This window comes from Acinetobacter sp. ANC 3813, assembly GCF_002135435.1.
Taxonomy (GTDB): Bacteria; Pseudomonadota; Gammaproteobacteria; order Pseudomonadales; family Moraxellaceae; genus Acinetobacter.
Map to the genome: position 1 here is coordinate 1 of NZ_NEGK01000009.1, position 26,090 is coordinate 26,090.

23 protein-coding genes and 1 pseudogene are annotated in these 26,090 nt (G+C 41.7%); 13 read left to right on the top strand and 11 right to left on the bottom strand.

Annotated features, from left to right (window positions below):
• The 3 genes and pseudogenes from B9T34_RS13425 to B9T34_RS13435 all read left to right on the top strand — a co-directional run.
• Positions 1-242: pseudogene (locus tag B9T34_RS13425) on the top strand (acetyl-CoA C-acyltransferase); the annotation flags it as partial.
• Positions 243-308: 66 nt separating this feature from the next.
• On the top strand, positions 309-1,088 hold the full coding sequence (pcaD, locus tag B9T34_RS13430) for a 3-oxoadipate enol-lactonase (protein WP_086213641.1): 780 nt from the start codon (positions 309-311) through the stop codon (positions 1,086-1,088).
• Between the two features lie 124 nt (positions 1,089-1,212).
• Entirely contained in the window at positions 1,213-1,602 is a 390-nt protein-coding gene (locus B9T34_RS13435) for a hypothetical protein (protein ID WP_086213642.1), read from the top strand.
• 94 nt (positions 1,603-1,696) lie between these two features.
• Here B9T34_RS13435 and B9T34_RS13440 read toward each other — a convergent pair whose 3' ends face one another.
• The 3 genes from B9T34_RS13440 to B9T34_RS13450 form a co-directional block, all read right to left on the bottom strand.
• Positions 1,697-2,926, bottom strand: a complete 1,230-nt coding sequence (locus B9T34_RS13440; RefSeq protein ID WP_086213643.1) for a CaiB/BaiF CoA transferase family protein — start codon at positions 2,924-2,926, stop codon at positions 1,697-1,699.
• Positions 2,927-2,977: 51 nt separating this feature from the next.
• Positions 2,978-4,393: an MFS transporter gene (locus tag B9T34_RS13445; protein WP_086213644.1), complete on the bottom strand. Its 1,416-nt coding sequence runs from the start codon at positions 4,391-4,393 to the stop codon at positions 2,978-2,980.
• Positions 4,394-4,628: 235 nt separating this feature from the next.
• Positions 4,629-5,852 (bottom strand): acyl-CoA dehydrogenase, encoded by a 1,224-nt coding sequence (locus B9T34_RS13450; protein WP_086213645.1) that lies wholly within the window; start codon positions 5,850-5,852, stop codon positions 4,629-4,631.
• A 245-nt stretch (positions 5,853-6,097) separates the two neighbouring features.
• Between B9T34_RS13450 and B9T34_RS13455 the strand changes: the two genes are divergently transcribed.
• The 8 genes from B9T34_RS13455 (at position 6,098) to B9T34_RS13490 (ending at position 13,186) form a co-directional block, all read left to right on the top strand.
• Positions 6,098-7,045, top strand: a complete 948-nt coding sequence (locus B9T34_RS13455; protein ID WP_086213646.1) for a LysR substrate-binding domain-containing protein — start codon at positions 6,098-6,100, stop codon at positions 7,043-7,045.
• A 123-nt stretch (positions 7,046-7,168) separates the two neighbouring features.
• On the top strand, positions 7,169-7,867 hold the full coding sequence (locus B9T34_RS13460; RefSeq protein ID WP_086213647.1) for an SIR2 family NAD-dependent protein deacylase: 699 nt from the start codon (positions 7,169-7,171) through the stop codon (positions 7,865-7,867).
• Positions 7,868-8,060: 193 nt separating this feature from the next.
• Positions 8,061-9,005: an ABC transporter permease gene (locus tag B9T34_RS13465; protein WP_086213648.1), complete on the top strand. Its 945-nt coding sequence runs from the start codon at positions 8,061-8,063 to the stop codon at positions 9,003-9,005.
• Positions 9,005-9,886: an ABC transporter ATP-binding protein gene (locus B9T34_RS13470; RefSeq protein WP_086213649.1), complete on the top strand. Its 882-nt coding sequence runs from the start codon at positions 9,005-9,007 to the stop codon at positions 9,884-9,886. The genes B9T34_RS13465 and B9T34_RS13470 overlap by 1 nt, the downstream gene beginning before the upstream one ends.
• A gap of 85 nt (positions 9,887-9,971) precedes the next feature.
• Positions 9,972-10,988 carry an isopenicillin N synthase family dioxygenase gene (locus B9T34_RS13475; protein WP_086213650.1) on the top strand — a complete coding sequence of 339 codons (1,017 nt, stop codon included), beginning with the start codon at positions 9,972-9,974 and terminating at the stop codon, positions 10,986-10,988.
• Positions 10,985-11,866, top strand: coding sequence for a hypothetical protein (locus B9T34_RS13480; RefSeq protein WP_086213651.1), 882 nt, complete (start codon positions 10,985-10,987; stop codon positions 11,864-11,866). The genes B9T34_RS13475 and B9T34_RS13480 overlap by 4 nt, the downstream gene beginning before the upstream one ends.
• A 7-nt stretch (positions 11,867-11,873) precedes the next feature.
• Complete coding sequence (locus B9T34_RS13485) at positions 11,874-12,203, top strand: DMT family transporter (protein WP_086213652.1); 330 nt, start codon at positions 11,874-11,876, stop codon at positions 12,201-12,203.
• A gap of 191 nt (positions 12,204-12,394) precedes the next feature.
• On the top strand, positions 12,395-13,186 hold the full coding sequence (locus tag B9T34_RS13490) for a hypothetical protein (RefSeq protein ID WP_086213653.1): 792 nt from the start codon (positions 12,395-12,397) through the stop codon (positions 13,184-13,186).
• 73 nt (positions 13,187-13,259) lie between these two features.
• Here B9T34_RS13490 and B9T34_RS13495 read toward each other — a convergent pair whose 3' ends face one another.
• From B9T34_RS13495 to B9T34_RS13505, 3 genes are read right to left on the bottom strand one after another with little or no spacing between them, the layout of a single operon-like run.
• Complete coding sequence (locus B9T34_RS13495) at positions 13,260-14,282, bottom strand: ABC transporter substrate-binding protein (RefSeq protein ID WP_086213654.1); 1,023 nt, start codon at positions 14,280-14,282, stop codon at positions 13,260-13,262.
• Positions 14,279-16,090 carry an allophanate hydrolase gene (gene atzF, locus B9T34_RS13500; RefSeq protein ID WP_086213655.1) on the bottom strand — a complete coding sequence of 604 codons (1,812 nt, stop codon included), beginning with the start codon at positions 16,088-16,090 and terminating at the stop codon, positions 14,279-14,281. The genes B9T34_RS13495 and atzF overlap by 4 nt, the downstream gene beginning before the upstream one ends.
• Positions 16,087-16,542: a CopG family ribbon-helix-helix protein gene (locus B9T34_RS13505; protein WP_086213656.1), complete on the bottom strand. Its 456-nt coding sequence runs from the start codon at positions 16,540-16,542 to the stop codon at positions 16,087-16,089. The genes atzF and B9T34_RS13505 overlap by 4 nt, the downstream gene beginning before the upstream one ends.
• A 434-nt stretch (positions 16,543-16,976) precedes the next feature.
• Here B9T34_RS13505 and B9T34_RS13510 point away from each other — a divergent pair, with 434 nt between their 5' ends.
• Complete coding sequence (locus B9T34_RS13510; RefSeq protein ID WP_086213657.1) at positions 16,977-18,068, top strand: zinc-binding metallopeptidase family protein; 1,092 nt, start codon at positions 16,977-16,979, stop codon at positions 18,066-18,068.
• Between the two features lie 120 nt (positions 18,069-18,188).
• Positions 18,189-20,219, top strand: coding sequence for an AAA family ATPase (locus B9T34_RS13515; protein WP_086213658.1), 2,031 nt, complete (start codon positions 18,189-18,191; stop codon positions 20,217-20,219).
• A gap of 15 nt (positions 20,220-20,234) precedes the next feature.
• Here B9T34_RS13515 and B9T34_RS13520 read toward each other — a convergent pair whose 3' ends face one another.
• The 5 genes from B9T34_RS13520 to B9T34_RS13540 all read right to left on the bottom strand — a co-directional run bounded on the left by B9T34_RS13520 (position 20,235) and on the right by B9T34_RS13540 (position 26,048).
• The gene (locus B9T34_RS13520; protein ID WP_086213659.1) at positions 20,235-20,537 is read right to left on the bottom strand and encodes a helix-turn-helix domain-containing protein; all 303 of its coding nucleotides are present in this window, start codon (positions 20,535-20,537) and stop codon (positions 20,235-20,237) included.
• A 1-nt stretch (position 20,538) separates the two neighbouring features.
• Positions 20,539-20,886, bottom strand: coding sequence for a type II toxin-antitoxin system RelE/ParE family toxin (locus tag B9T34_RS13525; RefSeq protein WP_086213660.1), 348 nt, complete (start codon positions 20,884-20,886; stop codon positions 20,539-20,541).
• Positions 20,887-21,014: 128 nt separating this feature from the next.
• Positions 21,015-24,626 carry an urea carboxylase gene (uca, locus tag B9T34_RS13530; protein ID WP_086213661.1) on the bottom strand — a complete coding sequence of 1,204 codons (3,612 nt, stop codon included), beginning with the start codon at positions 24,624-24,626 and terminating at the stop codon, positions 21,015-21,017.
• A gap of 3 nt (positions 24,627-24,629) precedes the next feature.
• On the bottom strand, positions 24,630-25,298 hold the full coding sequence (locus tag B9T34_RS13535; RefSeq protein ID WP_086213662.1) for an urea amidolyase associated protein UAAP2: 669 nt from the start codon (positions 25,296-25,298) through the stop codon (positions 24,630-24,632).
• A gap of 15 nt (positions 25,299-25,313) precedes the next feature.
• Positions 25,314-26,048 carry an urea amidolyase associated protein UAAP1 gene (locus B9T34_RS13540; protein WP_086213663.1) on the bottom strand — a complete coding sequence of 245 codons (735 nt, stop codon included), beginning with the start codon at positions 26,046-26,048 and terminating at the stop codon, positions 25,314-25,316.
• Positions 26,049-26,090 lie beyond the last annotated feature (42 nt).

The window sequence follows — 26,090 nt, forward strand, 5'->3', positions numbered from 1 at the left end:
TAAATGAAGCCTTTGCAGCACAGGCTTTAGCCGTAACGCGTGATCTTGGCCTAAAAGATGGCTTAGCCAAAGTGAATCCTAACGGGGGTGCAATTGCTATTGGTCATCCACTGGGAGCATCAGGTGCGCGCTTGGTCACTACTGCACTGAATCAATTGGAACAAACAGGCGGCACATACGCACTGTGCTCAATGTGTATTGGTGTCGGTCAAGGCATCGCTTTGATTATTGAACGTGTTTAATCCTCAATAAAAGTCCCCATTATCAAAGGGGGATTTAGGGGGATTTATAAAATTAAGGATTTTAAAATGCCAACATTTACATCGAATGATGCCGAAATCAATTATCAAACTTTTGGTGACAGCGCTAAGCCTGCACTGATTTTTTCCAACTCTTTAGGCACCAAGTTCAGCATGTGGCAGCCGCAGATTAATTTCTTTAAAAAAGAGTATTTTATTATTTGTTATGACACCCGCGGCCATGGCGCATCTACAGCACCGCAGGGGCCATACAGCATAGAACAGCTGGGTACTGACGTAGTCAATCTGCTTGACCATTTGAATATTGCAAAAGCCAACTTCTGCGGTATTTCTATGGGCGGAATTACAGGTCAATGGCTGGCGATTCATCATCCAGAACGCTTTAACCACGTAGTGGTCTGCAATACTGCAGCGAAGATTGGTCAAGAACAGGCTTGGAACGAACGCGCCGCTTTAGTTCGTGAGCAGGGTTTGAAATCAATTGCAGAAACAGCAGCATCACGCTGGTTTACAGAACCCTTTATCCGAAGCAACACAGCAATTGTAGAATCTTTGAGTAACGACCTTGGTGCTGGCAGCCCAGAAGGTTATGCAAGCTGCTGTGAAGCTTTGGCTAAAGCGGATGTACGTGAACAACTAAAAAATATTTCAGTGCCGACTTTAGTGGTTGCAGGTCAAAAAGACCCTGTGACGACTGTGGCAGATGCCCAATACATTATCAATAATGTCCGTACAAGCTCACTATTTGAGATCAATGCATCGCATATTTCAAATATTGAACAGCCAAAAGCCTTTAATCAGGCTATTCAGAGCTTTTTACAGCAATAAGCAACTGAACAAATTCAACGCAGTATGATCTATTAAAATAAAGCCTTACCATTGTTTAGGGCTTTATTTCGTTTGAAGGCTTTGATTTAATAGCCGTTCTAAAAATAAATAGACAATTAAAAGAATGATTCATCAATATCCCAAAAACGGATCAATCCTGCTTTTTAGTTTAGCAATCGGCTTTAGTCCTGCTGTTTCTAGTGCAGATGTCACAACTCCACGTGCTGCCGATATAAAGGCCTATACTCTAGTCAGTGGAGGCGGTATCGATGATCTTTCTGTGCAATTGAAAGACATTAAAAACCGGGATATAAATGCTTATTGCGTGCAGCATTGCGGAAACTGGTTTGTGTTTAATCCAGCATCTGATGGTTATAGCTTAAAGAAAAAATACCAAGGCGCAAAAGTATGGGCTTCTCTTTCATATGAACAAAATCGTGACCGTATTGCAGGTCCAAGCGCTGATGAAGAATTGTTCTTTATAAAGAAAATTAAAATTGAAAGTATTCACTAAACGAATTTTCAATTGAATAAAAAAAAAGGCCGAAGTATTGGAGTCCTTCGGCCAAAACAGGAACGTCAAAACTTAATCAATCATTATGCTTTTACTAGGCGACTTCACCATCAATAATGCCCTGCACTTTTAAGGCCTTTAATTCATCTGCCGTTTTAAAGCGCGATAAAATCTGCGCGGTATGCTCCCCCAATTGCGGCGGCGCATGACGGTATTCCACAGGCGTATCAGAAAATTTCATTGGCGAACCAATCACTTTAAAATCGTTATTTAATGTATGTTGAATATTTACCACCATATTGCGGTGCTGAATTTGCGGTTCATTTAAGGCATCTTCCACAGAATTAATCACACCTACAGGCACTTTAACGGCATGAATGGCATCAACCCAATCTTGAGCATCCTGAGTTAAAAAATATGCCCTCAATAAAGTAATAAGTTCTTCACGATATTTTACCCGATCCTGATTGCGCAAATAGTTGGGATTATCTAACAGTTCTGCATAGCCAATGGCAATACATAAATCTTTGAATTGCTTGTCATTGCCGCAAGCAATAATAAATTCTTTATCTTTAGCTTTAAATGTTTGATAAGGCACAATATTGGGATGATTATTCCCCATACGCTCAGGTGCTTTTCCTGATGTCAGATAGTTCATGCCCTGATTGGCTAATGCTGCAACCTGTACATCCAGCAAAGACATATCAATATACTGCCCGCGGCCTGTGTGCTGTCTAGCCAACAGCGCAGCCTGAATGGCGATGGTTGAATACAGTCCCGTCTGAATATCAACCACAGCTACGCCAACTTTCTGTGCTCCGCCGCCAGCAACATGGTCAGGCTCACCAGTAATACTCATCAGGCCTGACATGCCTTGAATAATAAAATCATAGCCGGGTTCTTCCGCACGCGGGCCATCTTGACCAAAACCGGTGATTGAGCAGTACACGATACTGGGGTTTAAAGCGCTCAATGACGCATAGTCTAAACCGTATTTGGCAAGTGAACCTGCTTTGTAGTTTTCAATCACAACATCTGCCGTTTTAGAAATTTCATAAATAAGCGATTGCCCTTCTGTACTGGCAATATCAATTGCCACTGAGTATTTGTTGCGGTTCGCACATTGGAAGTAGCCTGATTCACGTGTTGGATTGCCCTGTTGATCCGACATCCAAGGCGGCCCCCACATGCGGGTGTCATCCCCCACCTGCGGACGTTCAATTTTAATCACTTCGGCGCCTAAATCGGCCAAAATCTGACCGCACCACGGCCCAGCCAAAACACGGCTTAAATCTAAAACTCGAATGCCCTGCAATGCGCCCATGTTTTTCTCCTATGAGCCATGAAAAGCGACACACTTCTCATGGCCTATTTTTTATTTTGCTGTGACTGGTTTTGAAACCGCTTCGTTTTGATCAGGTGCATGAGTATCTAGTTTCGCAAGCTTTTGCTGTTCTACAGATACAGCCGCCTGCTGAGGGTCGTATTGACGCTCTCGAATAAACAGCCCTGGAATAACACCTGCAATGAAATAGGCCGCACCCATGACAATAAAGGCCATAGTGAACGATCCGCCTGCGGCAATCATGCCAATGGTTGCTGGAGCAATGGCTGCACCTAAGCGGCCCATATTGTAAGCGCCGCCAATTGCTGTGCCGCGTACATCGGTAGAGAAGCTTTCAGCCATGTAGGTTGCATTTACACCATATGGAATGCCATATAAGAAACCAAAAGTTACTAATAAATAAGCAATATTGGTTGGCGTGTTATAGAAAATAATCACAGGCAAGAAAGCAGCTGTTGCAACCGTACCGAAAACAAAAGTTACGCGGCGGCCAAGTTTGTCTGCAGCATATCCTGCTAAAATTTTGCCTAGAATCATGGCGGTATACGCACCCACCATATAGCCAGCCATGGCTTTAAAGTTCATGCCAAGCTCAGTTTCTAAATATGTCGGCATCCAATTGTTTACGCCGTAGTAACCGAACTGCAAAAAGGCTGCCGTACTCATCCATAAAAGGAACATTTTGCGGTGATTAGTATGACCAAAAATACGTTTATAAATGCTTTCTGATGGCGCTTTTTCAGCTGCTGCCATGATTGGAACTGGATCTAAGTTCAATTCACGGCGTTTAATTTGTTCAATTTTAGCTTCTTGCCAAGAGGCTGGCTCTGGTACAAAACGCATGAAAATCAGAGCAAATGCAGCAGGAATAATGGTCACATAAAACAGCATACGCCAGCCGTGATCTGGAATAATGGCGCCTGCCAAAACTGTAGCTACGATATAACCTACGGTTTGACCTGTTTGCAGTGTACCCAACACCGTTGTGCGGTATTTCGTTGGCACATATTCCGCCATGAGCGTATTGCAGGCCATATATAATGAACCTAAACCAAATGCGCCAATAAAACGTAAAATTAAAAATTGTTCGTAACTTTGAGTAAAACCTAAAATACAGGTCATGATGGAGAAAAACACCACTGACCAAGCAATGGTTTTGACACGTCCGAATCTATCGCAGGCCCAGCCGCCAGAAATACCGCCTAAAGCCATACCTGCTAATGACGAACTGCCCAACATCCCTGCTTGAAACGTCGTTAATCCAAATTCAGCCTTTAAACTGGTTAAGCTGAAAGACAGCAGCATAATATCTACGCCATCAATTACCAAAGATATAAAGGCAAAAATAAACGCCATTTTCCAAGTATTGCCATTAATGCGGTGCATTGTTCCGACATTGCTTGGCAGTTTCAGCGCTCCTGCGCCATTGTGCATTTCATTGCTCATTATCCATTTACCTCATTTTCTCAAATGAGTCATCGACATTCCTATGTCTCTGCGCTGACTGTTTTTATAATTCTTTTTATTAATATTTTAATTCAAGTCAGCAACATGCAGATTTACAAGAGTATTTCACGATGAATCCTTTATAGTGATGAATTTTATCTGTAATTTTTTAAACAAAAGCTCCCTAAAGATGCTCATCTATGAGCATCTTTAGCCTTAAGCCACGGTATTAAACTTAGTTACCGAAAGCCGCAATCCCTGTTTGCGCACGGCCAAGAATCAGCGCATGCACATCATGCGTACCTTCATAAGTGTTCACCACTTCAAGATTCACCAAATGACGCGCAATTCCAAACTCATCTGAAATGCCGTTGCCGCCCAGCATGTCACGTGCGACACGGGCAATATCCAAAGCCTTGCCGCAATTGTTGCGCTTAATCAGTGATGTGCCTTCTACTGCGGCAATGCCCTCGTCTTTCATGCGGCCAAAACGCAGTGCAGCTTGTAGCCCCAACGCAATTTCAGTTTGCATATCGGCCAGCTTCTTTTGAATCAGCTGATTGGCTGCCAAAGGACGGCCAAACTGCTTGCGGTCCATCGTATATTGATGCGCTGTATGCCAGCAGAACTCAGCTGCACCCATTGCGCCCCAAGCAATGCCATAACGGGCGCTGTTTAGGCAGGTAAATGGGCCTTTTAAGCCGCGGACGGCTGGGAATGCGTTTTCTTCCGGAACAAAGACATTGTCCATCACAATTTCACCTGTGATTGAAGCGCGCAAACCTACCTTACCGTGAATAGCTGGTGCAGAAAGCCCTTCCCAGCCTTTTTCTAAAATAAATCCGCGAATGTCGCCAACATTGCCTTCTTTTGATACTTCTTTGGCCCACACCACAAATACATCGGCAATAGGACTGTTGGTAATCCACATTTTCGCACCGCTTAAGCGGTAGCCGCCGTCCACTTTTTTGGCACGAGTAATCATGCTGCCAGGATCAGAACCGTGATCTGGCTCTGTTAAACCAAAACAGCCAATGTATTCACCTGTCGCCAGTTTTGGCAGGTATTTCTGTTTTTGCTCTTCTGAACCAAATTCATTAATCGGAACCATCACCAAAGAACTTTGTACGCTGGCCATAGAGCGGTAGCCAGAGTCGACATATTCAATTTCACGCGCCACTAGGCCATAGCTGACATAGTTTAGACCTGCACCTCCGTACTGCTCTGGAATGGTTGGACCTAGAAGGCCAAGCTCACCCATTTCACGGAAAATTGAAGCGTCGGTTTGCTCATGGCGGAACTGTTCCAGCACACGCGGCTGCAGGCGGTCTTGGCAGTATGAATGCGCAGTATCGCGGATCATACGTTCTTCTTCTGTCAGCTGCAGTTCCAATAAAAACGGGTCTTTCCAATTAAATTGAACTTTTGCTTTTTTCACATTGTTAACCATTTGATTCATCGCTTCCTCTGCTTAATCAGGCTTTATTTATTTGATTCGATGCTATGTGTGAACATTCTTTCTTTCAAACGATAAATTTGCATGCAGATATGCGTTAATAGAATAACTTAATCAGGCGAGTTTAATTTTAAGCATTTCAGCCAGTGCGATGGCCCCATTAATGCTTTATTTTTAGACTATAGTGGTATATGAAAATAATTCTTATATGCCGATTTGTGATACCACGCGATAAAAGGATTTTATCTATGCGTCGCAATATTCCTTCATTGCAAAGTTTAATTTGCTTTGAATCTGCCGCTAAACATTCTAGTTATACGCATGCATCTCAAGAACTGTTTATTACCCAAAGTGCCGTTTCACGGCAAATTCAGCAATTGGAAGATTTTCTAGGTGTGACGCTATTCAGCCGCACGCGGCATGGTGTTGAATTAACAGAAGCTGGTAAACAATATGCCAAAAGTATTAAACCTTTTTTGCAAGGGATTGAAAAAAGCACCTCGGATATTATGACGCATAAAGGTTTAGGCGGTACTTTAAAGCTCGGCGTTGTACCGACTTTTGCCACTCACTGGCTGCTACCAAAACTGCATAAGCTGAATGCACAGCATCCAGAAATTACTGTGCATTTGGAAACCAGCACCAAACCGTTTTTATTTAATGAAAATGTATTTGACGCAGCAATTTTTGCAGGGACACAGCAGCAAATTGAACACTGGCCGGGCATACAAGCGCATTATTTAATGGATGAAGAAGTGGTGCCTGTTTGTTCGCCGCAACTCATTCAACAGCGTTTTCCAAATGCCCAAATGCTCAGTGATTGCAGTTATGACCTGAGCGATGATGAACTTCTACAGTTGCCTTTGCTACAACAGACTACTCGGCCCAGCATTTGGCAGGAATGGTTTCAGGCACATCACATGCAGCATGCCAAACCTTTTGATGGACAGCGCCATGAACTGTTTTCCATGCTTTCTGTTGCGGCCAGCCACAACATGGGCATGGCGTTAATTCCACAAATGCTGATAGAAGCCGAACTGCAAAAAAAAGAATTGGTGATTGCTTCGAACAAAAAACTGTACGGCAGCAGAAAATATTATTTAGTGCACTCTAGTCAAGACAGCTCCCCGCAAATACAAAAATTTGTCGATTGGGTCATGCAGGAATTACAGCAAAACTTAACGCTCTTAGCCTAATTACATCGTCGTTGAAACCACGGCTTTAAAATGATCAAGATCAGATGCAATGAACAAACAAACCATTTATTAGCACTTAAAATTACAGTTCATTGTTCTCAATAACCGCCATCAGGAGTCATTATGCAAAAGTTAGTGGTATTTTCAGGCGCAGGCATGAGTGCGGAAAGCGGCATCAATACCTTTCGTGACAGCGATGGATTGTGGGAGCAGCATCGCGTGGAAGATGTCGCAACACCTGAAGCATGGGCGCGGGATCCTGAACTGGTACAGCGTTTCTATAATCAGCGCCGTAAAAATATCTTAAATGCGCAGCCCAATTTGGCCCATCATCTGATCGCTCAGTTGCAAGAGCAGTATGATGTGCATGTTATTACACAAAATATTGATGATTTGCACGAACGTGCAGGCAGTACTCAGGTTGTGCATCTGCATGGAAATATCCGTTTGGCCAAAAGCTCTGGACCAAATGCGCAATATACACAGGAATTTTATCCCATTAATGGAACTGAATTAGACTTCAAACAAGATCAATGCCCTGCAGGTTATCCATTACGGCCGCATGTGGTGTGGTTTGGAGAGGCAGTTCCCGCTTATGAAAAAGCCAGTGCGCTTGCACAGCAAGCCGATATTTTTGTGGTGATTGGCACCAGTTTAGCCGTGTATCCTGTTGCAGGCTTAGTACATGAGATTCCTGCAAAATGCAAAGCGTACTATATAGACCCAAAGGCTGATTATTTACGGGTACCGAAACAATATCAGCTCATCGCAGATACCGCAGTTAATGGCATGAAAGCATTAGTAAAACAGCTGCTCGACTGATTCATACTGAATCATGGTGCACTTTTTTCGCACATGGAAATCGCTTTTCAGTAATTCAAATGGCCAATTTCTTTCATATATTGAGCATTTTATTTTATTAATTGCTTAAAAATGAGCATATATCCAGATTGGCATCGTATTTGCTTAACAGTATTACGTTTTAAAGTTTTAGTAATATTGGGGTTAGGCAAATATGAGTTATGCTGCAAAACCGCTGTCACCAAAAAGCAGATTGCTGTTTGGCTTAGGTTCTTTTTTAATTCCAATACTCGTTTGGTGTGCCGTCAGTTATCTGCCTTTTATTTGGCATCCGCAGGTACAGATTACACATTCTGGCAGTGTGCCATATTTGCAAGTGGATAGCCGCGTCGATAAAGCTGTGTTTTATGCAGAAGCTCAAAATGCTGTGAATGCAGGTGTGGAAGCGCCGCAAGGCAAATTGGTCAATCCGATTTATCTGCCTGCACCGCACGAAGTTGCCAAAGCTTTAGTTACAGCTTTTGTTACGCCGCCAGCTCAGCCTGATGCGCCTTGGTTCCATCAAAGCTTATGGCACAGTATTAAAATCGTATTTACAGCATTTTTTATTGCCTCGCTCATTGGCATTCCTTTAGGCATTCTTTGCGGTTTTTCAAATAAAATTTCACAGCTGACCGAACCCTTTGTAGAATTCTTCCGCTACTTGCCTGCCCCTGCTTTTGGAGCATTGGCTGTTGCTATTTTAGGCATTAACGATGCGCCTAAAATCGCCATTATTGTCATCGGCACGCTGTTTCAGCAAATTCTAATTATTGCCAATACCACCCGCATGGTCGACCGCGGCTTGATAGAAGCAGGTTTTACCCTCGGCACAAATAAACTAAAAAGCCTATTTCATGTGGTGATTCCCGCTGCGCTTCCAGACATCTACCGTGATCTTCGCGTACTGCTAGGCTGGGCATGGACCTATCTGATTGTATCTGAACTGATTGGCACAACATCTGGGATTACATGGTTTATTACCCAGCAAGCCCGTTATCAAAACTTTGACAATGTTTATGCAGCCATCTTGATTATTGGTGTGATTGGACTGGTCTGTGACTTGGTGCTGATGAAACTTGGTGAACGCATGTTTAAATGGAAAGCAGGAGCAAAATAATGACAAACTCTGAATTTAATGCCGCACAGTATTTTGATTCTATTTATACACGCCCTGTTATTTTAGAAGCAAAGAAACTCAGCCAAAGTTTTAAACATGGCAAAACAGAACGCACCATTTTAAATCAGCTGGATTTAAAAATTCATAAACGCGAATTCATCTGTGTGATTGGCCCATCGGGCTGCGGAAAATCGACCTTCAGCCGTATTGTTGCAGGTTTAGACCCTTATAGCAGCGGCGAATTACTGGTTGATGGTGAACCTATTACAGGCCCTAGCCCAGAACGCGGTATGGTCTTTCAAGGCTACACCCTTTTTCCATGGAAAACTGTCAAAGAGAATGTGATGTTTGGCCCATTAATGAAAGGTGCCAGTAATGCCACAGCAGATGCCAGCGCACGCGAATGGATTGATATCATTGGCTTAGAAAAGTACGAAAACCAATACCCGCATGAACTTTCGGGCGGGATGAAACAGCGTGTGGCCATTGCCCGTGCTCTGGTGAGTGAACCGAAAATTTTGCTGATGGATGAGCCATTTGGTGCACTCGACCCGCATACCCGTCAAAAAATGCAGAAGCATTTGATGGATCTTTGGCAAAACATAGATATCACCATTATTTTTGTCACACACGATATGGATGAAGCCATTCTGCTAGCAGATCGAATAGTGGCGCTTAAAGCCAATCCAGGTGAAATCAAAGAAATTATTGAAGTTGATTTGCCTCGCCCGCGCAATAGCGAACTGATGCTTACACCCGAATTTAAACACTTGCGTGAGCGGGTCGATTTCTTGGTGCATGCACAGGAAGATGAGCTTGACCCAGCATTGGAAAACTTGCCGAAAATTCCGCGTATGACTCAAGTCAGCGTAAAAAAATAAGCGCTGCCAGAATACAAAATACATCTTTGGGACGGCCCAAACGATGCAATGCACAGTTGGACGGCCAACAATACAGGTATTTATGATGAATGAAGAGTACGTATTGCCTCTAGTCGATATTTCTAAATTGCAAAGCGGCAAATTGGACGACCGTATAGAAGTGGCTGCAGCACTGGATCAGGCATGTAAAGATGTCGGTTTTCTATATTTGAAAGGCGATCAATTCAATTTCAAATTTGCAGAAGACCTCGTTCACATCACCAAAACCTATTTTGAAAAAGATTTAGATCACAAAATGGAGCACTACATTGGGCTGTCTAAAAACCATAGCGGCTATGTGCCGATTGGCGAAGAGCAATTTTCTGGCAACAGTTATGACCTAAAAGAAGCCTATGATGTCAATTATGACTATCAAGGCGCTGCTACAGACTGCCCTTTGCTAGGCCCAACGCTTTGGCCCAATGACGACGCATTTAAACTGACTGTAAGCCGCTATTACAGCCATTTACGCGCAATCAGTGAACAGATCTTCCGTGCATTTGCATTAGCCTTAAAAGTAGATGAAACCTTCTTTGATGCAAAGATTGCCCATGCGCCTAGCCAATTACGCCTGATTCATTATCCATATACTCCTGAAATTAAAGACGCTGAAGGCATTGGCGCGCATACAGACTATGAGTGTTTTACGCTTCTATTGCCGACAGCACCTGGTTTACAAGTTTTAAATAAGCAAGGTGAGTGGATTGATATTCCTATCATAGAAAATACATTGGTCATGAATATTGGCGATATGATGGAAATTTTGTCAAATGGCAAATATTTAGCAACCAAACACCGTGTAAAAAAAGTGTCTGAAGAGCGCTATTCGTTCCCACTATTTTGCGCATGTAATTACGATACAGTGATTGAACCAGTTCAGTCTGCTGAATCAGCAAAATATCAGCCGCTGATTGGCGGAGAACATTTGTTTAATCAAACGGCACAAACCTTTGCTTATCTTAAAAAGCGTGTTGCTAGCGGTGAATTGGTTCTAAAAAATGCTGTGCCTTTGTCTTCTTTTGGTATTGAGGAACATACTGAATCACAAGGAGCATCTGCATGAATCTATTTCAAGCCCTAGAACAGCTCCCTGCGAGCCAAGATATTTCAGGCCCTATTCCAGACTATTTGTACGGCGTTTTCCGCCGTAAAAGCATCAGTTTTTCTAATGGTTTAACAGATGAAAAAACCATTGTTTACTGGTTTCAATCACGGACTTTTACCATAGATATACGCTTAAAAAGCCGTGAAAATACGCCCGTCAATGAACGACAAGGCTGGATTGGCAATACCGTGTGGGACGACAAAGAACAGCTGCTGTCATGGGAAGTTGACGCGGAATCGAATTACCAAAATCATGTGCAATGGCCAGAACCTGCGAAACTGCATGCGGTTGGCAACAGCATTTTAGAATTTTCACCAAGTAATGTGTATGTTGAAGACTGGCGGCAGCAAGCCTATCAGGGCTTATTCTTGGGACTGCGCTTAAATTCAGCCGTAGATCTTTCATCTAATGAACCACTTGAAATGGATGGCGGTTTGATCATTTGCGGCGATCACATCGCCCTAACTTTGACCCGTTCCGCAGCAGACCAGCAAATTGTTTCTGCATTGGATCTTAAAACGGCGTCTGCAGACGATGAACAAGCCATTCAAAGTTTTGAAGTCTCTATTGGCCTTGATGGCGTGCATAAATTTTATACCACTTCATCTGCAGAGATGGATCAGAGCTTTAACTTTGAAGATTTTGAAATTGTAAATTCAGAAAGTTTGGCTCAAACCCTTTCTTTGCATGGACGCAATGTTCGACTGATCTTTGATATCGACATTTACGTGCCCGATTATTCATTTCAGCGCACAACAATCACGACACCTTCAAGTGAGCAATGGCTAATTGATGAAGGCAGCCACCTTATGCATCACGCCAAATTAAGCCTCTAGGATATACATGTCTTTTATATATTTGGTCATTGCGATTATTGCTGAGGTCATTGCGACTTCGGCATTAAAAGCCAGCAATGGCTTTACGGAATTAGTACCCATTATTTTTACAATAGTGGGTTATGTCATCGCTTTATTCTTTCTGGGGCTAACGTTTAAATCAATTCCGATGGGCCTTGCCTATGCAATGTGGTCGGCTGCTGGAATTGTATTGATTTCATGTGTGGGCTGGATTGTCTTTAAGCAAAACTTAGACATCCCTGCAATGATCGGTTTAGCATTTATTCTCTTTGGTATTGTGATTATTAATGTTTTTTCAAAAAGTACTCAACTCTAAAATTTAATGTCTTATTTGTAATGCAGTATGTCTTAATCTAAACATGGGCATACTGCAATTTTTACTTAACTTATTATTTTTAATTTACTTTTTGTAAAACACCCCTATTTCAAGGGATTGACTACTCTATAGTTTTCCGTTGTGATCTAAGCTGTTATTACTTTCTAAAAACTACATGACTAGGACAACCCATGAATATTAGTCACAAAACTTCATTACAAACATCTTTTAATATCACCTCTGAACAAGAAGCAGAGCTACGCCACTTAGGTTCAGTACTCACCCCGTCACCATTAATGATCAACAGTAAAAATTTTAATGATTTTGTCTCTCAATTGATGATTCCTAATACCGTCATGGAGCTGTCACGTAAATGTTCAGGTATTAGCCTCTCTGCACGTGAAATTAAAGGGATTGAAAGAAGTCTGCACGACGGCCGACTAAGAGATATATTGGAGGATAAGCTTGAAGAAGACCCTTCTCACCCACCTTATATTCGTGTTGACTGTACCAATGGCAGTCCACATCTTTATGGCTCTCCAGTTGTTCTTGAAATTTGGCCGGGACAACATTTTTCTCCTATTCACTCGCACGGCAAGACTACAGGTATCATTTATTGTTTAACTGGCCAACTCGAGGTTATGCTCTACGATCACTTAAATTGGGAAGCAAAAAAATTAGGGCTGTTAACTTTAAAACAAGGTGATTGCGCATGGTTAAATGAACAACATTTCCCTGTACATAAAGTCTACTCTTCGATGCCTAAAGACGCATTTGCAGCAAGTTTACATGCATACCTCAACAAAGATGAACTGCCGTTGCTCCAATCAGAATCAAACTCTCGAGATGAGTTTGATTTTGTACATGAAGATGAGCCACACGATCTAGGATGTTTTCAAACCTATTCCGACTTAACATGGAAACAACTTGTTCGGGAAATTGACCGAAGAGCCCCCCTAAATGAATTTGGTGCTGAAAGTTAAATATTTATTGGGTTGATTTAAAAATTAAAAAAATCCCAAACTAAGTTTGGGATTTTTTTGCTTACTTAAAGAGTTATTTTAACTCTTCCACCAATGCTGGATAAATCGAGCCATCTACATCCATTTCAGTTTTATAAATACCATTGGCAACGTTGAATTTATTCACATGATAGCTTGAACCGTACAGCGAGTCGAAACCATCACCCTTGGTAAAGACCTTCTTATTTGCTTCCAAATCCAGTAAATGCGTGCCGCCAATAAACTGTTCATATTGCGCAGGATCTACCCCAACACGGGTCGACATAATTTTCACAGCATCGGCATGGGTGGCTGGATCATTAATGTATTTAACGGTTTTATCCCACACTTGAATGATTTTTTTCCATTCCTCTTTATTGGCAGACAAATGCGTCATGTTCACGGTTAAAGTGTCATAAATCAGGCCGGGTTTATCTTTAGAGGTATAGATAATTTTAGAGCCTGCGACCGCTTTAAGTGCTTGATTGGCAACGGGCTGCCATACTGCAATCGCTGAAATATCTGGACTGGCAAAGACCTGCGGCAATTCATTGGTCATGGTATTCACCAATTTCACATCTGAGGCATTAATTTTTGCATCGCCCAACGCGGTCGCCAGCAGCAAATGATCGACTAGGCCTTTTTCAGTTGCAATACTTTTGCCTTTCAAATCTTGCAAGCTGTTAATACCAGCTTTAGCAATAATCACATCGTTTCCAGCAGAATAATCCGTCGCCATAATCATGACGCCTTTTGTTCCGCCTGAACCAGTCACCAAATTATCACCATTGGTCACTAATACTGCATCAAGCTGATTGGCTGCAAAAGCAGATAAAGATGCAGAATAATCAAACCATTTGAAATCGACATTCAGCCCTGCTTCTTTCAGCCAGCCTTTTTCAATTGCCACTTGCCAAGCCACATAGCCAGGCCAGTCACTGTAGCCAATCGTAATGGCTTTGGCTGTTGCTGTGCCTTCTGCTTTAGCAGTAGGTTCAGGTGTTTTCGCCGTATTGTCACAGCCGCTAAGCATAATTGCTGTAACGACTGATGCAGATAAAAACGCTTTTTTGATCATGATGCAATTTCCCCTATGCCTGAGCATTTAAATTTCGTATTGGTTGCTTGAAGTGATTTGATATATGCGCGCCAGCCGCCAAAGTGACTGATATCTGTCGCGTCATCTATGCCATAGCCTTCACAAATAAAGCCTTTTACCCAGCTGCCGTCTGCCAGCTGTATATTGCCAATGCCCAGCGGCGCAGGCACTTCTGCAACAATTTGCCCAAACAGCGCAAAAGGAATATCCCAGACTTCTACATCGATGCTGTGTCCACCTATTGGCAAATATTGCAAAGCAGGTTTAGGCGGTACGGTATTTTTTAAGGCATACAGTTTGTAGTTCGATGAAGTTTTGGCGGCTTTAATTAAAGTGCCTTGGCGTGCAGTCAGCTGGAAATTTAGCGGCATGCCAGATAAATGCGCACCTACAACAGCAAGTTTGACTGAATGCTGCGAACAGATTAAGTGTGACAGCTCATAAGTACGCTGCGATGTGCCTAATGGCAAATTGCCCGACGCTTGCCAAATCTTTGCAAAATTTGCCAGCGCCTGATCCATCCAAGCAGAAGCAATAAAAGTTACGCCTGTAGGCAGGCCATCTGCACGAATGGCATTCGGCAGCGCAATCGCGGATAGATCTGCAAAATTGACAAAGTTGGTATACGCACCCATATGGCTATTTTTTGCAATAGGGTCTGCTTCTACATCGGCAATGCGGTAAATGGTTGGCGATGTCGGCACCATCAGCGCATCAAAAGCGTCTAACTCAATATTAATTTTTCGCGCTAAATCTGCACGTTCATATTCCGCCTGCATGGCGTCTACAGCACTGAACTGATCAGCCTGTGCAATGATCTGCTGAATCACAGGATGGCTTTGCTCACGCTTAACCATTTTTTCAACCGCGCTGGTACGTTCAGCCACCCAAGATTTGTTATATAAAGCCGAAGCCAATTGATTAAACACTGTAAAATCAATTGCTTCTACGCTATAGCCTAAATTTTTTACTCGTTCTACTGCTGTGGCAAACGCTTTTTCAGTTTCTGCATCACCATAAAATTCCAGCTGTGCAGGTATGGCAATTTTGCCCTTAGAAAATTGTGTAGGCACATTGGCTGGATGTTCACGTGAATACTCATCCGCTGCATCATAACCTTGCATCACCTGTGCGGCTTGCCATGCATCGTCAGCTGTTAAGGCAAAGATTGAAATGACATCAATGGTTCTGCATGCAGGAATCAAACCTGCTGTTGAAAACCAGCCTTTGGTTGGCTTCAAGCCGACAATATTATTATGTCCTGCCGGTACACGGCCGGAACCAGCAGTATCTGTGCCTAAGCTGAACGGTACAATGCCCTTAGCCACAGCAACTGAAGAGCCTGAACTTGAACCGCCGCTAATATATTCAGGGTTGAAGCTGTTTTTCACTGCGCCGTATGGCGAGCGCACACCCACTAGCCCTGTCGCAAACTGATCTAAATTGGTTTTGCCCAATACAATTGCGCCCGCAGCTTTCAGTTTTGCAATCACTGTTGCATCTGTATTTGCCAAATACGCAGCTTCTTTACAGGCTGCCGTGGTGTGAAAACCAGCGACATCAATATTGTCTTTCACTGCAAACGGAATACCGTATAGCGGTAAATCTGCTGGAGATTTTTCTGCTAAAGCATCAAACTGTGCTTGCAGCTGTGCTTCGTTGGCAATTTCAATCCAAGCATGGTCATCATTTGTAATTGATGCGGCATAGGCTTTGAGGTCTTCCAGCTGAATGCTTTCAGATGCGTAGGCCTGTTTCCAATCTTGTATAGTCCATAGGTCTTTCACAGCTTCTGCTCCTTAAATATTTCGTTTTGTGGAATGGGCGGCATCACTGCATTCATCAATTCCAAATGTCCTTTGATCACACCTTTTAAGGCAATAAAGTGCTGGCTAATCACTTTCAGCTCAGAACTTAAACCTTGTAAGATCATGACTTCTAAAATCTTTTTCTCATCCAACTGTATATGCAGTGAACTCACGACCTGCTCTAAAAACTGCTGCTGCAAATCTAAAAGCTGAATACGCAGCGCGGTTACACTGGCGTCATACAGCAAAGTAAATGTGCCCACCATCACTTCATTGCGTTGCTCCTGATCTGCAATCAGGTGCTTATTGATCATGTCTACAATGGCTTGTGAGCGGCTTTCGTAATGCTGATCTACAATTTTTTGATCGAGAGCATCAACCGTTTTTTCAGGCACGGTAATGCTGATACGTGCCAATTTTTGTTTAGGCACAAGGCTATCCTTTTTTAATCTCTTGCTTCACATATAGCCCTGCGCGCACGCTGAGCAGCTCAACCAAAAAGATTTTTATACGATGCAAAATAATTGCTGAATGACTTCGATTCATGTGCATCTCCTGATCAGTAATACAAAATATTCATTTAGTAATATCATTAGAAATGCAGAATCTGTGCCAAGTTTTATTAGCCAATAAATACCGAATTTCAGCTTTTTAAATTCGCTTTGAACAAAAGCTGTGCAAAAAAATGCACATGAATGTGCGTTGTGCACCATTGACGCAAATTTCGAATATTGACTTATAGATTTCTGATGAAAGATTTAGCATTGCCTAAAGCCATGTAAAAATTCGGCTATTTTTTAAACTTCGCAGATCAATTCAACATCCTTTATAATGTTTGAGATCACTCTTCTGCTCGGCTCGATTCATGAAATATTTCAGATGCGCTGTATGCTCCAATCAAGTGTTTTTTGCCAATTCATTTTGTGTAAATTGCCAAACAGCATTGGGCTATATTGCGTCTGAAAAAGAAATGGGTTGCTTTAATAAGTATAGCGATACGCTGTGGCTGGCATTAAATCCGAATATTCAGCAAAAGCGTTATAAGCCTTGTCATAACTATCAGCATCACCAAGTCTGCAACTGGATGATTCCTGCAGACAGCGATGAAATTTACTGTGAATCATGTCTGATGACGCAGATCATCCCAAATTTAGATAACCCCGACCATATCGTGTATTGGGCGCGGCTTGAGCATGCCAAAAGGCGTTTTTTATATTTGATGCAGCAATTAAATATTATGCCGCGCCCGAAACGCAGCGCGGAAGACCGTTTTGGCCTATGTTTTAATTTTTTGATGCCCGCCGAAAATATGCCTGTTATGACAGGTCATGCCAATGGGGTCATTACCCTGAATGCCAGTGAAGCAGATGTAATTTACCGCGAGACGACCCGTGTAAAAATGGGGGAAAACTACCGTACCCTTTTAGGGCATTTCCGCCATGAAAGCGGCCATTATTATCTTGATTTAATGCAACATGTGCATCCCGAGTTAATTGACGAGTTCCGTGCCTTATTTGGCGATGAACGTCAAGATTACAGCGAAGCGCTTAAACGGCATTATAACGATGGTGCGCCGAAAAATTGGGCAGATCATTTTGTCAGTTCTTATGCCAGCACGCATCCATGGGAAGACTGGGCTGAAACGTGGGCGCATTATTTGCATATGATGGATACTTTAGAAACGGCCTATTGCGCAGGTTTAGTTGTTAAAACGGATAAGGCGGATTTAAATAATCTCGAATTGACCGAAAACCCTATTGGCGCACAAGATTTTGATCAGCTATTAAAGCATTGGATGACGCTGACATTTAACTTGAATGCCTTAAACCGCAGCATGGGCTTAGAAGATGCTTACCCTTTTACTCTGTCCGATCCTGTACTGGATAAGCTAAAGTTTATTCATCACAAATTAATGAAAGTGGCTTTTAAGAATCAGCAAAATATTCTTACGAATTAGTGCCTATGAACCTCTAATTTATGGCTGTTTAGGAACAAGAGCATAGAAATGCTTAATTTCAAATTTTCTTTTAAAAGCAAAATATTACTGATAAATTAGTCCCTATATTTAGGGGGCTTTATGTCAGAAAAATTATATTATTGGGCAGAAAATTTAGATAACTATACGTCAGATAATGATAAAGAGACGAATAATGATGAAGTTATAGAAATTAAGCGCCTTAATTTTTTTATTGGTAAGAATAATGCAGGAAAAAGTAGGTTTCTTCGGGAAGCGTTTATCTCTCAACACGACCTTAAGACTTATAACTATATATCCCCCAATCATTCTTTAAGTGAATTACAAACAACACTCAAGTCTTGTCATTCTGGCTATATTGGTTTTGGTAATGCATATGGAGGAGATAACTATAATCAACTAAATAAATTAATTATGGATGTCATAACACCTGAACCTCAAAGGACACGGCTCGAACTTGTCAGAATACTTACAGAAAAAATCAACATGATTTTTCAATACTATGATCAAAATAATAAGCTAAAATTTAATGAAATAACCGAAAAATATCGTTTAAATTTAGAATTATTTTATAAAAAAAATAATTTCAAGCATAAATTCTATATACCAATTCTACGTGGCATGCGTCCTGTCACAGAACAACAAAATAGACAGCCATACATCGAACGTGCTCAAAAAGATTATTTTTCAGATACAAATATATTCAACTCTAATAATATTATTACTGGTGAATGCTTATACCATGAACTTAAAATTCATCTTTTAGGCGAACCTGAGCAACGTGAACTAATTAAAGATTATGAAGAAAAATTAAGTCAGTATTTTTTTGACAATGAGACTGTTACACTCATACCTAAACATGATCAAGATGTTGTAAATATTAAAATTGGTAAAGATAAACAATTCCCAATTTCTCAATTAGGAGATGGCTTACAACAAGCGATTATCTTAACTTATGAAGCTTATATAAAAAGTAAAGACAAAGAAGGAAATACAGAAAAACATGCTTTTTTTATAGAAGAACCCGAACTACATATGCATGCAGGTATGGTTCGTCAATTGATGAATTTCTATTTAAACGAAACACCCCATTATTATTTCTTTACTACACATTCAAATCACTTACTTGATATGGCGGATGAATCTGACCAAGTCATTATTCAAAAGTTTGTTAAGCAACCCAAAGCTGGTTCATCTAACGAATTTGATTTTAAAATTTATCGCTGTGATCGAGATCGTGACTTACTTGCCTCATTAGGTGTACGTCCTTCTTCTGTTTATTTAGCCAACTGTACAATTTGGGTGGAAGGTATTACAGATCGTTTATACATTACCAAATATATGAAAAAATATTTAGAGGTACTAAAACAACAAGAAGCTTTGGAATTTGAAAGAAAAGCTAACAATTTACAATCATATAAATATCGATCATCAGATATTCAAAGATTAATGCCAAATTACCATTACACATTTGTGGAATATGCTGGTAGCAACTTAACGCATTGGGATTTTAGTGACGAATTTACTGATCATTTAGATGATTGCGGTATGAATGCTCTCTTAACTTCTAGTAGTGTTTTTCTTATAGCTGATGGTGATATTAAAACTAAAAATAAAGGAAAAAGAGCTACAAATTTAGCAGAAAAACTAGGGGAAAAGTTTTTCCTTTTAGAGTGTAAAGAAACTGAAAATACCCTGCCATCAAACATTATTTATCATGCTTGCCGTATTAAGTTTTTAGGCTTAAATGATGCTTTTAATAATGATGAGACAAATAGAAATGCTCTTTCCAATCATCTATCCATGGATGGTATGCAAGTAGAAACCAAAGATGGTTTTGATATTGAAACTCTTGTAGAAGAACAAGACTATTTTCATGCAAAAAATGGTATTGGTAAAATTATTGATGACCAAATTAAGAATGATGATCCTAGAACTGATGATAACAAACCTAAAAAATGTTTTTCTGACCAATCAGGGACAATTAAAGAAAAGCTTAAATTTTGTCGTTTAGTTTTGACGGTAATGGATCATATTGAATGGGAGTTGACAGATTCTGCAAAAGAACTGTGCGAAAAAATATTCGAACATATTATTTCTGAAAATCCCTTACCAAATAAAAAGACCGCCTAAGCGGTCTTTTTCTAATTAAACATTAAATCCAATATGCTTACCTGTAGGTAATTCGACATCAATACGAAGTTTCCCACCCATTGCTTCCACATATTTTTTCATAGTTGAGATTTTTAAATCATTACCACGGTTTTCAATTGCTGAAAGTGATGGCTGTTTAATCCCTAAAGTTTCGGCTAAATCTTTTTGAGAAATTTCCAACTCTTCACGAATCATGTGAAGATGCTGTTCAAGCATCAGTTCCTCTGCCATTTGCTGAATACGAGCTTGGCTTTCAGCAGAGCGAGCTGCCAATAGCTCTTGTAAACTTTTCGCCATGTTAGGAATCTCCTAAACTCTTTAAATGCAAAGTGTATTGCTCATCTGCAATTGCCAGCATTTCTGTATAAAAACGCTTTTTGCCACTTTTATCACCAATGCACAGCACAATCGCTTGTCTTAATGGATCAAAAGCAAAAAAAGCTCGAATTGGTTTACCACGGTGTTGCACACGAAGTTCTTTCATATTGGTATATTTAGAATCATATACAGTGTCCACCAAAGGTCGACCTAAGCTTGGTCCCTGTGATTGCAACACAACCAAAGCTGCCAAAACCTTTTCTTGTGCCGAATCGTCTTGCTGATCCAGCCATTCATTAAATACATCTGTGGTCAATACTGTCCACATAGCACAACCAAAATATAGACTATAAGCTATATAATAGTTCAAACAAGTATATACCGCAAATAAAAAACCGCCCTTACGGACGGTCTTAAAATTCCCTCCTTTTTCAAAGGAGGGTTAGGGAGGATTTTTTATGCCACTGGCGACAAAGTAAACAACACTTGCCCCGTTTTCACCGTTTGCCCTTTTTCAATGGTAATCGCATCTACACGCATACGTTCAGGCGCAATAATTGGAATCTCAATCTTCATCGCTTCAATCACAGCAAGTGTTGCACCCTCTTCCACAATATCGCCCGAAGCACATTCAATTTTCCAAATTGAGCCCGGCATATGCGATTCCACCGCACAGCCGCCATCTGGAATTTCAACACCTTCCCCATCATCCACAGTATCCAGACTTTCAGATACATATTCCGCAAGACCAGCTTCATGCCAGCGACGACGTTCTGCCTCAAAGTTTGCTTGTTGAACAGACTTAAATGCTGAAATCGATTCTTGGTTTTCAGTGAGGAAGTCATTGTATTCTTTAAGGTTCAATACACCTTCTTCAATGCGAAGTTTTAAACGGCCAGCTTTAAAGTCCTCACGCATTTGCATCAGTTCAGTTTCAGACACTTCATAAAATTTAATTTGGTCAAAGAAGCGCAGTAACCAAGGCATACCCTTTTCAAAATCAGGGTTCTTACGGTAGCGAGACCACATTTGCGTGGTACGACCGACAAACTGATAACCGCCGGGACCTTCCATACCGTATACGCACATATAAGCACCGCCAATACCGACCGCATTTTCAGGTGTCCAAGTACGTGCGGGGTTATATTTGGTGGTGACTAAACGCTGACGCGGATCAAGCGGTGTTGCCACAGGCGCACCCAAATACACATCGCCCAAGCCCATGACCAAATAACTCGCGTCATAGACCACGTCTTTAACCGCTTGTTTATCCTTTAAGCCATTAATACGGCGGATAAACTCAATATTATCTGGACACCACGGCGCATCAGGACGCACGGTTTGCATATAGCGTTCAGTTGCAAGTTGGGTTTGTGAATCTTCCCAAGCCAGTGGCAAATACACTGTACGTGATGGTACTTCCATTTCTGTCACATCAGGCAGTTCTGTTTCTGCAACTTGCAGTAAACGCAGTAAATCGAGTTGATCTAGCTGAATTGAATCAAAATGAATTTGCAAAGAACGTATGCCCGGTGTCAGGTCGATAATGCCCTGAATATTTTGCTTTTGAACCCATTGCATCAGTGCATGAATACGGAAACGTAAGTTCAGATCTAAAACCAACTCACCATATTCCACCAACATGTAGTTATTGCCCGCAGGACGATACACCACATCTGGCAAGCCATTCTGACCTTTTAAAGTATCAAGCACTGCATTTTTTAAGGTGGAAAGTTCAGGATAAAATGACTCATCAAATGCCACAGCCTGCGTATCAGATGCTTCTAATTGCGCATGATATTTTTCATTTAAAAGTTTCGCTTGATGATAACTCATAGGTATAAATCTGACTTTGTCTCCTGCTTTCAATTGACCGAGTTTCCAAAGCTCAGAATTAATCACCACGGCAGGACAAACAAAGCCTCCTAAACTTGGACCATCTGGACCCAAGATAATCGGCATATCTCCTGTGAAATCAATCGCACCAATCGCGTATGCATTGTCATGAATATTTGATGGATGCAAACCGGCTTCACCACCATCTTCACGTGCCCACTCTGGTTTTGGCCCAATCAGGCGGATACCTGTACGGCTTGAGTTAAAGTGAATCTCAAAAGTATTGGCAAAGAATGTATCAATATCATTTTTAGTGAAGAAATCAGGTGCACCATGCGGGCCATACATCACCGCAATTTCCCATTCATGACTGAATGATGGCACTTGTTCAGGTGCAAGTGTTTTTACTTCATCGGAAGTAAATGCTGTAATTGAAAGCATATCGCCAATCAATAAATTACGCCCTGCATGACCGCCAAACTGGCCTAGAGTAAAAGTTGCTTGTGAGCCTAAATATTCAGGCACATTCAGACCGCCTTTGATTCCGATATAAGTACGGCAACCTGTGGCGATTTTGCCACATTTTAAAATCTGACCTTTGCGTACATTGACGGTTTGCCACATTGGCACAGCCACACTATCAAGTGTTGATGGCATATCACCACCTGCCAGTACAATTTGGCTATCGCAGTGGAATTTCAGGCTTGGACCTTGCAGCGTACATTCTAAGCCAGCAGTATTCGGCTCATTGCCCAAAAGTTGATTCGCAACATTTAAAGACAATGGATCAATTGCGCCCGATGGTGGTACACCCACATCCCAATAGCCCAAACGTCCTGTCACATCCTGCACAGCCGTTTGAATGCCTGCTTGCTGCACTTCAATCTTTTGAGTTTTCCATTCAAAGGCATTCAGGAAACGTGTGGTTTGCGTACCTGCTTTAAAGACATCACCATCAATAATATTTTGTAAATACTCAAGATTGGTTTCAATGCCTGCCACTTGAGTTTTAGCTAAAGTGCCTGTCATGGCTTGAATCGCAGATTCTCGCGTCTCACTCGTCACAATAATTTTGGCAATCATCGGATCATAGAATGACGATACATTCGAGCCTGTTTCCACCCAAGTTTCATTACGCGCATCGGCATCAAACTCAACAAAAGTCAGTAAGCCTGCACTCGGCTGAAAGTTTTTAATCGGGTCTTCTGCATATAAACGCACTTGAATCGAATGGCCTTTTGACTGCAATGGCTCAGTTGGCGCAGTCCATGTGCCTTCAGCCAAAGTTACCATCCATTCGACCAAGTCTACACCGTAAACTTGTTCAGTTACGCCATGTTCCACTTGCAGACGGGTATTCACTTCCAAGAAATAGAATTCTTGCGTGTCGGTATCCATCACAAATTCTACTGTGCCTGCCGAACGGTAATTCACTGATTGCATCAGTTGAATGGCAACACTTTGAATATAGGCACGTTGCTCATCATTGATGTGCGGTGCAGGGGTTTCCTCAATCACCTTTTGGTTACGGCGTTGTACAGAACAATCACGCTCACCCAAAGCCAATACTAAACCATTGCCATCACCAAAGATCTGTACTTCGATATGACGGGCATTCTGCACAAATTTTTCTAAGTACAGACCTGCATCTTTAAAGTTGGCTTGCGCTAAATAAGATACGGTTGCATATGCATCTTTCAGCTCGGCTTCGTTCCAGACCAAACGCATGCCTATGCCGCCGCCACCCGCGGTGCTCTTTAACATGACTGGATAGCCAATGCGTGCAGCTTCAGTCAGCGCTTCCGCTTCATCCGCCAATAACTGACTGCCCGGAAGCAAGGGTACATTGGCTTGAATGGCAAGTTCACGCGCCGTATGTTTTAAGCCAAATTCACGCATTTGCTTAGAGTTTGGGCCAATAAAGGCAATGCCTTGTGATTCACAGAGATCACAAAATTCAGCATTTTCAGATAAGAAGCCATAGCCCGGATGAATGGCCTGCGCGCGGGTTTGCTTCGCAACCTCTAAAATTTTATCAATATTTAAATAGCTTTGGCTGGCTGGCGCTTCGCCGATATATACTGCTTCATCTGCCAAAGTCACATGTAATGAATCTCGGTCAGCTTCTGAATATACAGCAACGGATTGAATGCCCAATTTTTTTAGAGTACGGATAACACGGCATGCGATTGCGCCACGGTTGGCAATTAAAACTTTAGTTAATGCTTGCATTGCTTATGCCTCCGCGCCTTCATGTACGACCAATTGAATCGGTGTCGGGTTATAACCGCTGCATGGGTTATTTAGCTGCGGACAATTCGAAATCAGTACAATCAGATCCATTTCGGCTTGGATTTCAACAAATTTACCCGGTGCAGAAATGCCGTCATCAAACTTTAAAGCGCCTTCTGCTGTAACAGGCACATTCATAAAGAAGTTAATATTCGGGCCAATGTGGCGCACATTTAAACCGTGTTTTTGCGCTACAGGATTTTTTGCCAAAGCATACATAAAATTGTTGCGGCAGCTGTGCATTGGATATTTATCATGCGCATAGCGCACAGTGTTGCTCTCGCATGAACATGCGCCGCCTAAAGTGTCGTGGCGTCCACAGTTATCATCATTAATGGTCGCAATGGGCTGACCAAAGTTGCTGTACATCGTCGTACCTTTTTCAAGGTAAATTTGCTGATTAATCGCAAGTGTATCCGTTGCGCTATAACGTTCTTCAGGATTTGTAGCAGAGATAAATAAAGTATCTACCGCTTGGTTGCCTTCTAAATCGATAATGCGGAAATACTGCCCTTTTTTTACTTCACACATCCATGCTTCGCCAGCAGGACATACTTCACTCAACACGGTATTTTCAAAAGGGTTATTTGCAATATTCGTTAAAACTGTCATGAGTCTGCTCCTGTCTTAAATATTTGAAAGTGCGTAATAGCGGGCATTATTTTGAAATGCGCGCTGATTTTGCGGACAGGAATCACGGCAAATATCGCTCTCGCCTAAAGCATTGGCTTTAAATAAAGACAGTTCAATATCTGCGGGTGCATATGCGGCACTATTATCTAAGCCATGCGGTGCAGCAGATAAAAAAACTAGACAATCCATTTCAAAACGCAGTGCTGCGATTTGATCCGTGTTGTCAGATTGAATATATGATAAGGCGCCAGTATCATTTGGCGTCACTTTAGAAAATAAGTTCACCGTTGCGCTTAAATCAGCTTGGCCCAAAGAAAACTTAGACATTTCTACCAATAAGCCATCAAGGCCACTTTGATACATGTCATTACGGGCATCTTGAAAACTGCAAGTGCCAAATTGTTTTTCAATTTTTTCAGGACGGCTAGCGCCACAGAAAGTATCACTCCAAGCATGATCATCTTGAACAATAGAAGCCATAACACGACCCAAATCTGAATACAGCACATTGCCTGCTGCTAGAAATGCCGTATGTTGCCCCTTTAAGGTGTCTGGCATGTTGTAGCGTTCTAATTTATCTTCAGCATTGACACAAAACAGTGAAACATTGGCATTTGCACCAAGAGATTTAAGCTGTAACACCGCACCTTTTTGAATCCGTCCAGACCAATGATGCCCTCCCGGCAATTTCTCATTCCAAAGTGATAGATGATTATGAAAGCCGCCCATGTGCATGACCTCTCTAAGGTTGCCTATTGCTAGGTAATAAGT